The sequence below is a fragment of the Streptomyces sp. NPDC094032 genome, assembly GCF_040303965.1.
GTDB lineage: Bacteria > Actinomycetota > Actinomycetes > Streptomycetales > Streptomycetaceae > Streptomyces.
In genome coordinates this window covers 190741-204764 of the sequence record NZ_JBEOUE010000005.1, presented here as the reverse complement: position 1 = coordinate 204764, position 14024 = coordinate 190741, and the positions used below count along the sequence as shown (strand labels likewise).

General features: G+C 71.9%; 11 protein-coding genes. All 11 read right to left on the bottom strand.

Annotated features, from left to right (window positions below; genetic code table 11):
* Positions 1–132 precede the first annotated feature (132 nt).
* The 11 genes from ABTZ54_RS10550 to ABTZ54_RS10500 all read right to left on the bottom strand — a co-directional run bounded on the left by ABTZ54_RS10550 (position 133) and on the right by ABTZ54_RS10500 (position 14022).
* Positions 133–852 (bottom strand): YggS family pyridoxal phosphate-dependent enzyme, encoded by a 720-nt coding sequence (locus tag ABTZ54_RS10550; RefSeq protein WP_351659672.1) that lies wholly within the window; start codon positions 850–852, stop codon positions 133–135.
* Positions 849–1589: a peptidoglycan editing factor PgeF gene (pgeF, locus tag ABTZ54_RS10545; RefSeq protein ID WP_351659669.1), complete on the bottom strand. Its 741-nt coding sequence runs from the start codon at positions 1587–1589 to the stop codon at positions 849–851. Before pgeF ends, ABTZ54_RS10550 begins: the two co-directional genes overlap by 4 nt.
* Positions 1586–2800, bottom strand: a complete 1215-nt coding sequence (gene ftsZ, locus ABTZ54_RS10540; RefSeq protein WP_351659666.1) for a cell division protein FtsZ — start codon at positions 2798–2800, stop codon at positions 1586–1588. The genes pgeF and ftsZ overlap by 4 nt, the downstream gene beginning before the upstream one ends.
* Positions 2801–3080: 280 nt before the next feature.
* The gene (locus tag ABTZ54_RS10535) at positions 3081–3878 is read right to left on the bottom strand and encodes a cell division protein FtsQ/DivIB (RefSeq protein WP_351659663.1); all 798 of its coding nucleotides are present in this window, start codon (positions 3876–3878) and stop codon (positions 3081–3083) included.
* A 24-nt stretch (positions 3879–3902) separates the two neighbouring features.
* Complete coding sequence (murG, locus tag ABTZ54_RS10530; protein ID WP_351659660.1) at positions 3903–4997, bottom strand: undecaprenyldiphospho-muramoylpentapeptide beta-N-acetylglucosaminyltransferase; 1095 nt, start codon at positions 4995–4997, stop codon at positions 3903–3905.
* A 6-nt stretch (positions 4998–5003) separates the two neighbouring features.
* Positions 5004–6344 carry a putative lipid II flippase FtsW gene (gene ftsW / locus ABTZ54_RS10525; RefSeq protein WP_351659657.1) on the bottom strand — a complete coding sequence of 447 codons (1341 nt, stop codon included), beginning with the start codon at positions 6342–6344 and terminating at the stop codon, positions 5004–5006.
* A 55-nt stretch (positions 6345–6399) separates the two neighbouring features.
* The gene (murD, locus tag ABTZ54_RS10520) at positions 6400–7836 is read right to left on the bottom strand and encodes a UDP-N-acetylmuramoyl-L-alanine--D-glutamate ligase (RefSeq protein WP_351659654.1); all 1437 of its coding nucleotides are present in this window, start codon (positions 7834–7836) and stop codon (positions 6400–6402) included.
* Positions 7818–8888 (bottom strand): phospho-N-acetylmuramoyl-pentapeptide-transferase, encoded by a 1071-nt coding sequence (gene mraY / locus ABTZ54_RS10515; RefSeq protein ID WP_351659651.1) that lies wholly within the window; start codon positions 8886–8888, stop codon positions 7818–7820. Before mraY ends, murD begins: the two co-directional genes overlap by 19 nt.
* A complete protein-coding gene (locus ABTZ54_RS10510; protein ID WP_351659648.1) occupies positions 8885–10312 on the bottom strand; it encodes a UDP-N-acetylmuramoyl-tripeptide--D-alanyl-D-alanine ligase in 1428 nt (475 codons plus the stop codon). The genes mraY and ABTZ54_RS10510 overlap by 4 nt, the downstream gene beginning before the upstream one ends.
* Before the next feature lie 4 nt (positions 10313–10316).
* Positions 10317–12026 carry a UDP-N-acetylmuramoyl-L-alanyl-D-glutamate--2,6-diaminopimelate ligase gene (locus tag ABTZ54_RS10505; protein ID WP_502997221.1) on the bottom strand — a complete coding sequence of 570 codons (1710 nt, stop codon included), beginning with the start codon at positions 12024–12026 and terminating at the stop codon, positions 10317–10319.
* Positions 12027–12042: 16 nt separating this feature from the next.
* Positions 12043–14022: a peptidoglycan D,D-transpeptidase FtsI family protein gene (locus ABTZ54_RS10500; protein WP_351659642.1), complete on the bottom strand. Its 1980-nt coding sequence runs from the start codon at positions 14020–14022 to the stop codon at positions 12043–12045.
* Positions 14023–14024 lie beyond the last annotated feature (2 nt).

The window sequence follows — 14024 nt, the reverse complement described above, 5'->3', positions numbered from 1 at the left end:
ATCCTCCGCTCAGTGGTGGATCGCCCTTACCGAATGTCGCAGTGTCACCAAGTGCCCGCGATCCACGTGGCCTCCCCGCCTCCCTGGCGGAATGACCATATTTTCTGCTGTGGTCCGACTTGCTTGGCGACGTTACCCGAGCTTCGGGCGGACTCCGAGTACCGCCGTACCGATGCGCACGTGTGTCGCTCCGGCCGCCACGGCCTCCTCGAGGTCCGCACTCATCCCCGCGGACACCATGTTCGCAGCCGGACGGGTCGCGCGCAGGGCAGTCGACAAATCCATCAGCCGGTCGAAGGCCTCCCGTTGCCGCCCCGCGAAGGGGCCGGAGAGCGGGGCGACGGTCATCAGTCCGTCGAGCCGCAGTCCGGGCGCCGCGTCCACCGCGGCGGCCAACTCCTCGATCCCGTCGGGGGCCACCCCGCCCCGGTCGCCCCGCGCGCCGGACTCGGCGTCGAGCGCCACCTGGAGGAGGCAGCCGAGCTCGCGCTCCGCCTTCTCCGCGGCGGCGGAGAGGGAGGAGACCAGCTTCAAACGGTCGACGGACTGCACCACATCGGCATAACCCACCACGGAACGGACCTTGTTGGTCTGCAACTGGCCCACGAAGTGCCAGTTCAGGTCCAGATCCGCACAGGCCGCGGCCTTGGGGGCGGCGTCCTGGTCGCGGTTCTCGGCGACATGACGCACACCGAGTCCGTGCAGGATTCTCACGTCGCTCGCGGGGTAGGTCTTGGTGACCACGATGAGGGTCACCTCCTCCCGCGCTCGACCGGCGGCGGCGCAGGCGGCGGCGATCCGCTCCTCCACCCGGGCCAGGTTCGCGGCGAGTTCCGCTGTGCGGTCCGTCATGTCTCTTCTCGGTTCAGCCAGACATATCCCGCGAGTCGCCCGGTGGTGCGGTCGCGGCGGTACGAGTAGTGGTCCGGGGACTCCAGGGTGCAGACCCCGCTCGCCGCCACGTCGGTGACGCCCAGTCGGGCGAGCTGGTCCAGCACGCCCGCGGTCACGTCGACGGCGGGGGTCCCCCAGGAGGTCTCGGCACGCGCGGCCGGTTCCACGGCGGCGACCTCGGCGCGCATCGCCTCCGGCACCTCGTAGCAGCGCCCGCAGACGGCGGGGCCGGTGCGGGCGACGATCCGCTCGGGGCGGGCGCCGAGCTCGGTCATCCGGGCCACCGCGGCCGGGACGACTCCGGCGACCATCCCCGGCCGCCCGGCGTGGGCGGCGGCGACGACCCCGGCGACGGGGTCGGCGAGGAGGACCGGCACGCAGTCCGCGGTGAGCACCGCGAGGGCGAGTCCGGGCCGGTCGGTGACGAGGGCGTCCACGGAGGGGACGGGGTCCGTCCCCCAGGGGCGGTCCACGACGGCGACGTCGGCTCCGTGGACCTGGTTCATCCAGACCACCCGGGCCGGGTCGAGGCCGAGCCCGGTCGCGGCCCGCTCGCGGTTGGCGAGCACGGCCGCGGGGTCGTCGCCGACGGCTCCGCCGAGGTTGAGCTCCTCGTACGGAACGGCGCTCACCCCGCCCCACCGGTCGGTGAAGGCGAAGTGGGCGCCGCTCGCGTGGTGACGCTGTCCTATCACTTCAAGAAGTCCGGGACATCCAGCTCTTCGGCCTGGCTGTCCGGGTACGGGCGGGCCGGCGGGACGACCGGCGAGGAGAGCGGCGGCAGCGGGGTCTCGCCGACCGCCGGCACCGGCTCGACCGGGATCGAGGGCTCCTCGCGCGGGGCCACCGTGCCCAGGCCGCCCAGCGGGCGGGAGGTCTCGGCGACGCGGGGGGCCGGGGCCGGCTCCTCGCGCTTGGCCGAGACCGAGCCGATGATGTTGTCCCGGCGGGCCGGCGGCTGGCCGCCGTCGAAGCCCGCGGCGATGACGGTGACGCGCACCTCGTCGCCGAGGGCGTCGTCGATGACGGCGCCGAAGATGATGTTCGCCTCGGGGTGGGCGGCCTCGCTCACCAGCTGGGCGGCCTCGTTGATCTCGAAGAGACCGAGGTCGCTGCCGCCGGAGATGGAGAGCAGCACGCCGCGGGCGCCGTCGATGGACGCCTCCAGGAGCGGCGAGGAGATCGCCATCTCCGCGGCGGCCACGGCGCGGTCGTCGCCGCGGGCGGAGCCGATGCCCATGAGGGCGGAACCCGCCTCGGACATGACCGACTTGACGTCGGCGAAGTCGAGGTTGATCAGACCCGGGGTGGTGATGAGGTCGGTGATGCCCTGGACACCGCTCAGCAGCACCTGGTCGGCCGACTTGAACGCGTCGAGCACGGAGACCTGACGGTCCGAGATCGAGAGCAGTCGGTCGTTCGGGATGACGATGAGGGTGTCGACCTCTTCGCGGAGCTCGGCGATGCCGTCCTCCGCCTGGTTGGCGCGACGGCGGCCCTCGAACGTGAACGGGCGGGTGACCACACCGATCGTCAGGGCGCCGAGCGAGCGCGCGATGTTGGCGACGACGGGTGCGCCGCCGGTGCCGGTGCCGCCGCCTTCGCCGGCGGTCACGAAGACCATGTCGGCCCCCTTGAGGACCTCCTCGATCTCCTCACGGTGGTCCTCTGCCGCCTTGCGGCCGACGGCCGGGTTGGCCCCGGCCCCGAGGCCGCGGGTGAGTTCACGGCCGACGTCCAGCTTGACGTCGGCGTCGCTCATCAACAGCGCTTGCGCGTCGGTGTTGATGGCGATGAACTCGACGCCTTTGAGACCGACCTCGATCATTCGGTTGATGGCATTGACACCACCGCCGCCGACACCGATGACCTTGATGACTGCGAGGTAGTTCTGCGGTGCTGCCACGTCGAAGGCCTCTCGCCTCGAGTTACGTGTCGCCGCTTCGCGGTGGTAAGCGCGCCGCGACGACGGATGCCGATTGGGACGGTCCGAAACGCCGACCCAAACCCTAACGTTGAAGTTTAGGGTTACCAGTGTCTCTGTTCGCTGGACTCTTCCGAACAGGACACTAAGTCGACAAGTGGCGCACGTTCAACGAACACGCCGAACCTCCCGTTTTTCTTTTCACCCTATGTGATCACCCGTAGCGCTGGCCAACCAGGGTGCTGGCCAGGGCTGATGAGCGTCAACTTCCCGACGAAGCGGGCGCCGTGGGGGCACTTACGTCGAAGTGCCCCGCTTTGGGTGTCGCCTTCATCAGCGCGGTGAGGACGCGGGCCTTGACCGGCCCGTCCGCACCACTGCCCCAGAAGACCGTGCGCCCTCCGCCGAGCTCCAGGGTGATGGAGTCGTACGACGTGATCCGGACGACACGGGCGTCCTGGGCGATTTTCTCCGGGAGTTCGCCCGTCACGCCTACCGCCTCGGTGAGGAGCCGGTCCTCGTCGAAGCGGCGCAGGCTCGGCGAGGCGGCCGCGTCGAGGACGAGCCGGGGCACCCCGCGGGGCGCTTTGGCCACGGTGGCGAACCGCACACCACCGGCGTCCACTTCGATGAACTTTCCGCCCTTTTCCAGCAGGAGGACGGGCTTCCGCTCCGTCACTTTCAGACCGATTCCGTGCGGCCAGGACCGCACGACGTCCACGGTGTCGATCCGGGGCAGCCGCTCGCGCAGCCGCGCCTCGATGGAGTCGGTGTCGACGGAGACCATCGGCGCGCCGACGGGAACGGCCGCGATCCGCTCCACCTCGGCCGGGGTGAGCACCTCCGTGCCGGAGATGCCCACCCGCTCCACCCGGAGCCAGGTCGAGCCGTAGAGCGCCCAGACGCCGCCGGCCACCAGGGCCAGGGCGCCGAAGGCGCCGAGGAGCACCCGCGGGCCGGGCACCCGGAACCGCCGGGCGCCCGGCCGGCCCGACGGCCCGGGCGAGCCCTTGGACCTGCCGCTCGCGCTCTTCTGCTCGGTCGCAGGTCCGGCTGCCACAGGGCGTCTCCCTTTCCGCCGCCGCTACGCCTGACGGCGGGCGGCGATCGCCTCGTACACCATGCCGACGAGCAGGTCGTCGGCGTCCCGGCGGCCGAACTCGGAGGCGGCGCGGGACATCTCGTACAGCCGGTGCGGATCGGCCAGTACGGGCAGGACGTTGCCCTGCACCCACTGCGGCGAGAGCTCCGCGTCGTCGACGAGGAGGCCACCGCCGGCCTTGACCACCGGCTGGGCGTTCAGCCGCTGTTCGCCGTTGCCGATGGGCAGCGGGACGTAGGCGGCCGGCAGTCCGACGGCGGAGAGCTCGGCGACGGTCATCGCGCCCGCGCGGCAGAGCATCATGTCGGCGGCGGCGTACGCGAGGTCCATCCGGTCCACGTACGGTACCGGCACGTACGGCGGCATTCCGGGCATGTTGTCGACACGCGGCATCTCGTTCTTCGGGCCGACCGCGTGCAGGATCTGGATGCCCGAGCGCTGGAGCACGGGGGCGATCTGCTGGACGACCTCGTTGAGCCGCCGGGCGCCCTGGGAGCCGCCGGAGACCAGCAGGGTCGGCAGGTTCGGGTCCAGGCCGAACGCGGCGCGCGCCTCGGGGCGCACGCGGGCGCGGTCGAGGGTCGCGATGGTGTGCCGCAGCGGGATGCCGATGTAGCGGGCGTTGCGCAGCTTGGAGTCCGGGGTGGCCACGGCGACCCCGGCCGCGTACCGCGAGCCGATCTTGTTGGCCAGGCCGGGCCTGGCGTTGGCCTCGTGGACCACGATCGGCACACCGAGCCGCTTGGCGGCCAGATAGCCGGGCAGGGCCACGTAGCCGCCGAAGCCGACCACGCAGTCCGCCTTGGTGCGCTCCAGGACCTGCTCGGCGGCCTTGATGGTGCCGCGCAGCCGTCCGGGGACGGTGATCAGCTCGGGGGTGGGCTTGCGGGGCAGCGGCACGGCGGGGATGAGCGCCAGCTCGTAGCCCCGCTCGGGGACCAGCCGGGTCTCCAGGCCCTTCTCCGTGCCCAGCGCCGTGATCCCCACGGAGGGGTCCTGCCTGCGCAGGGCGTCCGCGAGTGCGAGCGCGGGCTCGATGTGGCCGGCGGTACCTCCGCCGGCGAGGACGACATGCACCGAAATTCACCGCTCTCCGGACGGACGCTTCTTGACGCGCCGTCGCATCGACTTCCATCTCCCCCCGGCCCGCTTGCCCCAGCCGGGGCGGCGCAGGGCCAGGGCCGCCTTCGCGGCGGGTTCCTGTCGCGCGAAGGCGATCAGGAGCCCGACGGCGAACATGGTCGGCAGCAGGGCCGATCCTCCGTAGGAGAACAGCGGGAGCGGGACTCCGGCGATCGGCAGCAGACCGAGCACCGCACCGATGTTGATCACGGCCTGCGCCGTGATCCAGGTGGTCACGCCTCCCGCGGCAAACCTGACGAAGGGGTCCTCCGTACGTCCGGCCACGCGGATACCCGCATAGCCTAGAGCCGCGAACAGGGCCAGTACCGACAGCGTCCCCGCCAGACCCAGTTCCTCGCCGGTGACGGCGAAGATGAAGTCGGTGTGCGCTTCGGGGAGTTGACCCCATTTTTCCACACTCGCCCCCAGACCGGAACCGAACCATCCGCCCGAGGCGAGGGCGTAGATCCCGTGCGCGGCCTGGAGGCACGGGGCGCCCTCCCCGCCGGGGTCGGTGGCGCCGATGCAGGCGAAGCGCTTCAGCCGGTTGTCGCTCGTCCTGATCAGCAGGAAGCCGATGGCCCCGGCGACCGAGAGCACCCCGACGAAGAGCCGGGTGGGGGCGCCGGCGGTCCACAGCAGTCCGAAGAGGATCGCCGAGAGGATGATCGCCGTGCCCATGTCACCACCCAGCATGATGAGCCCGAGCAGCAGAAACGTTCCGGGAACCAGCGGCACGAGCATGTGCTTCCACTGCGTGAGCAGCTTCATGTCCTGTTTGCGGGCCAGCAGGTCGGCTCCCCACAGGATCAGCGCCAGCTTGCCGAACTCGCTGGGCTGCAGCATGAACGGCCCGCCCAGTGAGATCCAGTTCTGGTTGCCGCCGACCGCCACGCCTATCCCGGGCACCTGGACGAGCACCATCAGGAAGATGGCGCCGACCAGGATCGGGTAGGCCAGCGCCCGGTGCAGCTTCACCGGCATCCGGGAGGCCACCAGGAGCAGCCCCGCCCCGAGCAGCGCCGCGAAGAACTGCTTGCGGAAGAAGTACGAGGGCACCAGGTCGTAGCGGAGCGCCGTGATCATCGAGGCCGAGTAGACCATCACCAGGCCGAGCGCGGTGATGAGCAGCCCGGCGCCGACGATCACGTAGTACGCGGTGAGCGGCCGGTCCCAGGCCCTGCGGGCCCGCTCGTGGATCCCGCGAAGACCGCCCCGGCGTGGCTTCCTCGGCGCCGCGGGGGCGCGCCCTCCGCCGCGTACGGCGGACGGCCCGCGCGTCCCTGCGGTTCGGCTCGGCATGGTCGCCGTCCCCTCCAGTCGTGCCCGGCCCGGCCGGACCTCCTTGCTGGTCAGGTCAGGCGCGCCCGGTCGCGGCGAGGGCGCGGACGGCGTCCGCGAAGGCCTCGCCCCGCTTGTTGTAGTTGGTGAACATGTCCATCGACGCACAGGCCGGGGCCAGCAGGACCGTGTCCCCCGGCCGGGCGAGCGAGGCCGCCTCCTGGACCGCCGCGGACATCGCACCAGTGTCGGTCCGGTCGAGGTCCACCACCGGGACCTCGGGGGCGTGTCGGGCCAGCGCTTCGCGGATCAGCGCCCGGTCCTGGCCGATCAGCACCACCCCGCGCAGCCGCTGGGCCGCGTTCCGGACGAGCTCGTCGAACTCGGCGCCCTTGGCGAGGCCGCCGGCGATCCAGACGATCGGGTCGTAGGCCGCCAACGAGGCTTCGGCGGCGTGGGTGTTGGTCGCCTTGGAGTCGTCGACGTAGACCACGCCCTCGATCTCCTCGACCAGCTCGATGCGGTGCGGGTCGGGCCGGAAGGCCCGCAGCCCGTCCCGTACGGCCTTCGGCTCGACGCCGAAGGCGCGGGCGAGGGCGGCCGCGGCGAGGGCGTTGGCGATGTTGTGCGGGGCCGGCGGCTGGACGTCGGCGACCTCCGCGAGCTCCTGGGCGTTCTTCTGCCGGTTCTCGACGAAGGCCCGGTCGACCAGGATGCCCTCGACGATGCCGAGCTGCGAGGGGCCGGGGGTGCCGAGGGTGAAGCCGATGGCCCGGCAGCCCTCCTCGACGTCGGCCTCGCGCACCAGGTCCTCGGTGGCCTTGTCGGCCACGTTGTAGACGCAGGCGACCTGGTTGCCCTCGTAGATCCGGCCCTTGTCGGCGGCGTACGCCTCCATGGAGCCGTGCCAGTCGAGGTGGTCGGGGGCCAGGTTGAGCACGGCGGCCGAGTGGGCGCGCAGCGAGGGCGCCCAGTGCAGCTGGTAGCTGGAGAGCTCCACGGCGAGCACGTCGTACTCCTCGTCGCCGAGGACGGCGTCGAGGAGCGAGACGCCGATGTTGCCGACGGCGGCGGTCCGCAGACCGGCCGCCTCCAGGATGGCGGCGAGCATCCGTACGGTCGTGGTCTTGCCGTTGGTGCCGGTGACCGCGAGCCACGGGGCCGCGTCCGGGCCGCGCAGCCGCCAGGCGAGCTCGACGTCGCCCCAGATCTCCACGCCCGCTTCGGCGGCGGCCAGGAACAGGGGCTTGTCGGGCTGCCAGCCGGGCGCGGTCACGATGAGCTCGGTGCCGGGCGGCAGGGTCGCCCCGTCGCCGAGGCGGACGGTGACGCCCACCGCCTCCAGCTCCGCGGCCTGCGCCCGGGAGCGCTCGTCGTCGCCGTCGTTGACGACCGTGACGACCGCGCCCAGGGCGTGCAAGGCGCGGGCGGCGGGGATGCCGCTCACGCCGAGCCCGGCGACGGTGACCTTCTTGCCCTGCCAGTCCAGCTCGCTCACTTCTCTGCTGCCCATCCCGCGTAGAAGAGGCCCAGGCCCACGATCACGCACATGCCCTGGATGATCCAGAACCGGACGACGACCAGGACTTCCGACCACCCCTTGAGTTCGAAGTGGTGCTGGAGCGGTGCCATCCGGAAGACGCGCTTGCCGGTCATCTTGAACGAGCCGACCTGGATGACCACGGACATCGTGATCATCACGAACAGGCCGCCGAGGATGGCCAGCAGCAGCTCCGTACGGGAGCAGATGGCGAGACCGGCCAGCGCGCCGCCGAGGGCCAGCGAGCCGGTGTCGCCCATGAAGATCTTGGCGGGCGAGGTGTTCCACCACAGGAAGCCGAAGCAGGCGCCCATCAGCGCCGCGGCGACGACCGCGAGGTCGAGCGGGTCGCGGACCTCGAAGCAGGCGTTCGGGTTGGTCAGCGTCATCGCGTTGGCGCAGGACTCCTGGAACTGCCAGAGCCCGATGAAGGTGTACGCGCCGAAGACCATCACCGACGCGCCGGTGGCCAGGCCGTCCAGACCGTCCGTCAGGTTCACGCCGTTGGACATGGCCAGGATCATGAAGAGCGCCCAGACCACGAACAGCACCGGGCCGATGGACCAGCCGAAGTCGGTGATGAAGGAGAGCTTCTCGGAGGCCGGGGTGTTGCCGCGCAGGTCCGCGAACTGCAGCGAGAGCACGGCGAAGGCGATGCCGACGATGAGCTGGCCGGCCATCTTCGCCTTGGCCCGCAGGCCCAGCGAACGCTGCTTGACGATCTTGATGTAGTCGTCGAGGAAGCCGACCAGGCCCATTCCGGCCATCAGGAACAGCACCAGGACGCCCGAGTACGTCGGGTCCTCACCGGTGATGACCTTGGTCAGGGCGTACGCGATGAGGGTGGCCAGGATGAAGGAGATGCCGCCCATGGTGGGCGTGCCCTTCTTCCCGGCGTGGCCGCGCGGGCCGTCGTCGCGGATGAACTGCCCGTATCCCTTGCGGGCGAGCAGCTTGATGAGCAGCGGGGTGCCGATCAGGGTCAGGAAGAGGCCGATGGCCCCCGCGAAGAGGATCTGCCTCATCGGGCGGCACCCTCACCCTCGGCCGTGTCGAGCAGTGCCAGGGCGACCCGCTCCAGACCCACCGACCTGGACGCCTTCACCAGGACGATGTCCCCCGGTCGCAGCTCACTGCGCAACAGGTCGACCGCCGCCTGCGCGTCGGACACGTGCACCGACTCCTCACCCCACGAACCCTCGTTATAGGCGCCCAGTTGCAGCCAGGACGCTTCCCTGTCCCCGACCGCCACGAGCTTGCTGACGTTGAGCCGGACGGCGAGCCGTCCGACCGCGTCGTGCTCGGCGAGCGACTCGTCCCCGAGCTCGGCCATCTTGCCGAGCACCGCCCACGTACGGGAGCCCCTGGCCTGTGCGGGCCTGCCCATGGCCGCGAGCGCGCGCAGAGCGGCTCGCATGGACTCGGGGTTCGCGTTGTAGGCGTCGTTGACGATCGTCACGCCGTCCGGACGCTCGGTGACCTCCATGCGCCAGCGGGACAGGGTGCCTGCCTCGGAGAGCGCGGTGGCGATCTCCTCGACGGGCATGCCGACCTCATGGGCGACGGCGGCCGCGGCGAGCGCGTTCGACACGTGGTGCTCACCGTACAGGCGCAAGGTCACGTCGCTGCACCCGGTGGGTGTGTGAAGCCTGAAAGAAGGCTGTCCGCTCTCTGTGAGCCGGACATTCTCGGCACGGACGGCCGCGTCCTCGGCCTCGCCGAAGAGGACGACGCGCGCCTTCGTACGGCTCGCCATGGCCCGTACGAGCGGGTCGTCGGCGTTGAGAACGGCGACGCCCCCGTCGGCCTCGGCCGGCAGGGACTCGACCAGTTCGCCCTTGGCCACGGCGATCTGCTCGCGGCCGCCGAACTCGCCGATGTGCGCGGTGCCCACGTTGAGGACCAGGCCGATCCGCGGCGGGGTGAGTCCGGTGAGGTAGCGGATGTGGCCGATTCCGCGCGCTCCCATCTCCAGGACGAGGTGCCGGGTACCGGCGTCGGCCCGCAGCGCGGTCAGCGGCAGGCCGATCTCGTTGTTGAGGGAGCCGGGAGTCCACACGGTCGGCGCGTGACGCTCCAGGACCTGGGCGATCAGGTCCTTGGTGGAGGTCTTGCCGGCCGAGCCGGTGAGCGCGACGACATCGGTGCCGAGGCGGTCGACGACCGCGCGGGCCAGCGCCCCGAGCGCGGCCTGCACGTCGGCCACGACGATCGAGGGCACGCCGACGGGGCGGGCGGCGAGCACCGCCGCCGCGCCCGCCTGGACGGCGCGCTCCGCGTAGGCGTGGCCGTCGACGTGCTCACCGGCGAAGGCGGCGAAGAGGCTGCCAGGCTTCACCTCGCGGGAGTCGATGACGACGGGGCCGGTGACCTGGACGGCCTGATCCGGTATGTCGTGCGGCTGCCCGCCGACGATTTCGGCGATCTCGGCGAGGGAGAGGGCGATCACTGCTTCATCCCTGACTGTTCTCGTGACGGTGTGCGTCCTGTGCGTCCTGCACGTCCTGTGCGTCCTGCTGACCGAGCCGGGCCAGCACCGCTTCGCGCAGGACCTGGCGGTCGTCGAAGGGGCGGACCACGCCGGCCGCCTCCTGGCCCTGCTCGTGGCCCTTGCCCGCGACCAGGACGGTGTCGCCGGGCCTGGCCCGGGCCACGGCCGCCGCGATGGCGGCCGCCCGGTCGGCGTTCACGAGGACCTCGCCGCGCTCGGCGGCGGGGACCTCGGCGGCGCCCGCGAGCATCGCGGTGAGGATCGCGAGCGGGTCCTCGGAGCGCGGGTTGTCCGAGGTGAGCACGGCGGTGTCGGCGAGCCGGGCCGCCGCCGCGCCCATCGGGCCGCGCTTGGTGGTGTCGCGGTCGCCGCCGCAGCCGATGACGACGTGCAGCCTGCCGCGGGTCACCTCGCGCAGCGAGCGCAGGACCGACTCGACGGCGTCCGTCTTGTGCGCGTAGTCGACGACCGCGAGGTACGGCTGGCCGGCGTCGATCCGCTCCAGGCGCCCGGGGACGCCGGGGACGGCGGCGACGCCGTCGGCGGCGGTCTGCGGGTCGAGCCCGGCGGCGGCGAGGGTGACGATCGCGGCGAGGGTGTTCGCGACGTTGAACGGGCCGGGCAGCGGCGCGGTGGCGGAGATCCGCTGTCCGTCCGGGCCGACGGCGGTGAACGTCGAGTCGGCGGGGCCGGTGACGACGTCCTCGGCGCGCCAGTCGGCGTCCGGGTCGCCGGCGGCGGAGAAGGAGACGACCGGGACGCCCGACTCCTTGACGAGCCGTCGGCCGTAGGTGTCGTCCAGGTTCACCACGCCGCGTCTGCTGCGCTCGGGGGTGAACAGCCGCGCCTTGGCCTGGAAGTAGTCCTCCATGTCGGAGTGGAACTCCATGTGCTCCGGGCTCAGGTTGTTGAAGACGGCGACGTCGAAGACGCAGCCGTCGACCCGGCCCAGCACGAGGGCGTGGCTGGAGACCTCCATGGCGACCGCCTCGACGCCGCGCTCGCGCATGACCGCGAAGAGGGCCTGGAGGTCGGTGGCCTCGGGGGTGGTGCGCTCGGACTTGATGCGCTCGTCGCCGATGCGCATCTCGACGGTGCCGACCAGGCCCGTGGCGCGGCCCGCGCCGCGCAGCCCGCCCTCGACGAGGTAGGCGGTGGTGGTCTTGCCGGAGGTGCCGGTGATGCCGATCTGGAGCAGGTCCGCGCCGGGCCGGCCGTAGATCTCGGCGGCGAGCTCGCCCATCCGGGCGCGCGGGTCCTCGGCGACCAGGACCGGCAGGCCGGTCGCGGCGGCGCGGGCGGCGCCGGCCGGGTCGGTCAGGATCGCGGCGGCGCCGAGCCCGGCGGCCTGGGCGACGAAGTCGGCGCCGTGCATCCGGGCCCCGGGCAGGGCCGCGTACACGTCACCCGGACGCACCGCCCGCGAGTCGTGCGTGATGCCCGTGACCTCGGCGGCTTCGATGGCTGCGTCGGGCTCGGTGCCCAGCCGTACGGCGAGCTCGCCCAGGGGTGTCGGGCGGAGCCGCTCCGGGCGGGGCGGGGTGGTTCGGTACTGATCAGCGTGTGGCACGGCGGTGAGCGTACCGGGCGCACCGGCCGGGGGACCAAATGAGGCCACGGCGTCGCCGGAGTTCGATTTCCGGTTCCCGGAAGGGGGGGTGATGGTGGTCACTGGTGCTCCCGGCGTGTCACGGGGTCGGTTTGAACGTGGTGGGCAGCTTGGCGGGCTGGCTGCCGGTGGGGGCGACGTGGAGGGTCTTGAGGGCGAACTCCATGACCTTCTTGTAGATCGGTCCGCAGAGCTGGCCGCCGAAGTAGGTGCCCTTGGTGGGGTTCTGGATGGCGCAGTAGACGGCGATCCGCGGCTCGTCGGCGGGCGCGAAGCCCGCGAAGGAGGCGGTGTAGCCCTTGTAGATGCCGAGCTCGGGGTCGACCCGGTTGGCGGTGCCGGTCTTGCCGGCGACCCGGTAGCCGGGGATGGCCGCCTTGTTGCCGGTGCCGTCCTCGTCGTCGACGACGGACTCCAGCATCTGTCCGAGGGTCTTGGCGGTCTTCTCGCTGATCACCCGGCTCTCCTTGGGCGCCGGGGCGGCGGTGAAGCGCCCGTCGGGTCCCTTGGTGCCGCGTACCAGGGTCGGCTCGATCCGTACGCCTCCGTTGGCGATGGTCTGGTAGACGGAGGTGGCCTGCATGGCGCTGAGCGAGAGGCCCTGGCCGAAGGGGATCGTGTACTGCTGCGAGGTCGACCAGTCCTCCGGCTTGGCGAGGATGCCGGGGGTCTCGCCGGGGAAGTCGAGACCGGTCGGGCTGCCGACGCCGAACTTGCGCAGATAGCTGTAGAGCACCCGGTTGACCTCGGCCTGGTCCTTGCCGAGCTGACCGGTGGCGAGGATGGTGCCGATGTTGCTGGACCTGGCCAGGACGCCGTTGAGGGTCAGGTACCAGGTGATGTGGTCGATGTCGTCGCTGAAGAGGCGGTCGCCGCGGTGCAGCCGGTTGGGGACGGTGACCCGGGTCCCGGGGGTGGCGACGCCCTCCTCCAGGACGGCGGCCATGGACATCACCTTGCTGGTGGAGCCGGGCTCGTAGGCGTCCTGGAGAGCGGCGTTGCCCATGGCGGTGGCGTTGGCCTGGGAGAGGTCGTTGGGGTCGAAGCCGGGGGCGTTGGCCATGGCCAGGACCTCGCCGGTCCTGGTGTCCTGCACGACGACGTAGCCGCGGTCGGCCTTGGACTTCTTGACCTGGTCGGTGATGGCCTGCTGGGCGGCCCACTGGATGTCCCGGTCGATGGTCAGCTCGATGTCGGAGCCGGGCACCGCCGGGGTGCCCTGGGAGCCCGCGGTGGGCACCCGGCGCCCGCCGGACTGGGCGAACCGGATCTTGCCGTCCTTGCCGGCCAGGTCCTTGTCGAGCATGGACTCCACGCCGCCGGCGCCACGGCCCTCGGCGTTGACGTAGCCCAGTATCCCGGCGGCCAGCTCGCCGTTCGGGTACACGCGCTTGGTGACGGGCTCGCTCAGTATCCCGCCGAGCAGGTTGATCCCGTTGCCGCCGTTCTCCTTCTTCGCCTTCTGCTCGTAGACCTTCTTCAGGTCCTTGATCTGGTTCCAGACCTGCGGGGTCTGCTTGCGGGCGAGCAGGGTGTAGCGGGACTTGGGGGTGCGCAGCTTCTTCGCGAGGTCGGCGGGCTCCTTGCCGAGGATCGGGGCGAGGAGCGCGGCGGCCTGCTCGGGGGCATCCGCGACCTTGGACTCCTCGGGCGTGAAGAGCTTGGGGTCGGCGGTGATGTCGTACGCGTCGACGCTCGCGGCCAGCGCGACGCCGGACCGGTCGGTGATCTCGCCGCGGTCGGCGGAGAGCGTGTACTCCTGGTAGCGGTGCTTCTCGGCCTTGGCCGCGTAGGCGCTGGCGTCCACGGCCTGCACCTGGAGCAGCCGCACCACGAACACCAGCATGACCAGGGTCAGCCCGAGGGAGACCAGGCGCAGCCGGGGCTTGGGGCTGCCGAGCCGGATGGTGCGCGCCCTGGCCGGGGGCCGGGACGCCGGGCGCCGTGCCCGCTCGGGTCGCGGCGCGGGGCGGCCGGACGCGGCGGTCCGGGGAGTGGCGGGCCGGGCGGGCCGGGCGGGGCCGGGGACGCGGCGGCGCGGGGGCTCCTTGGAGGGCACGG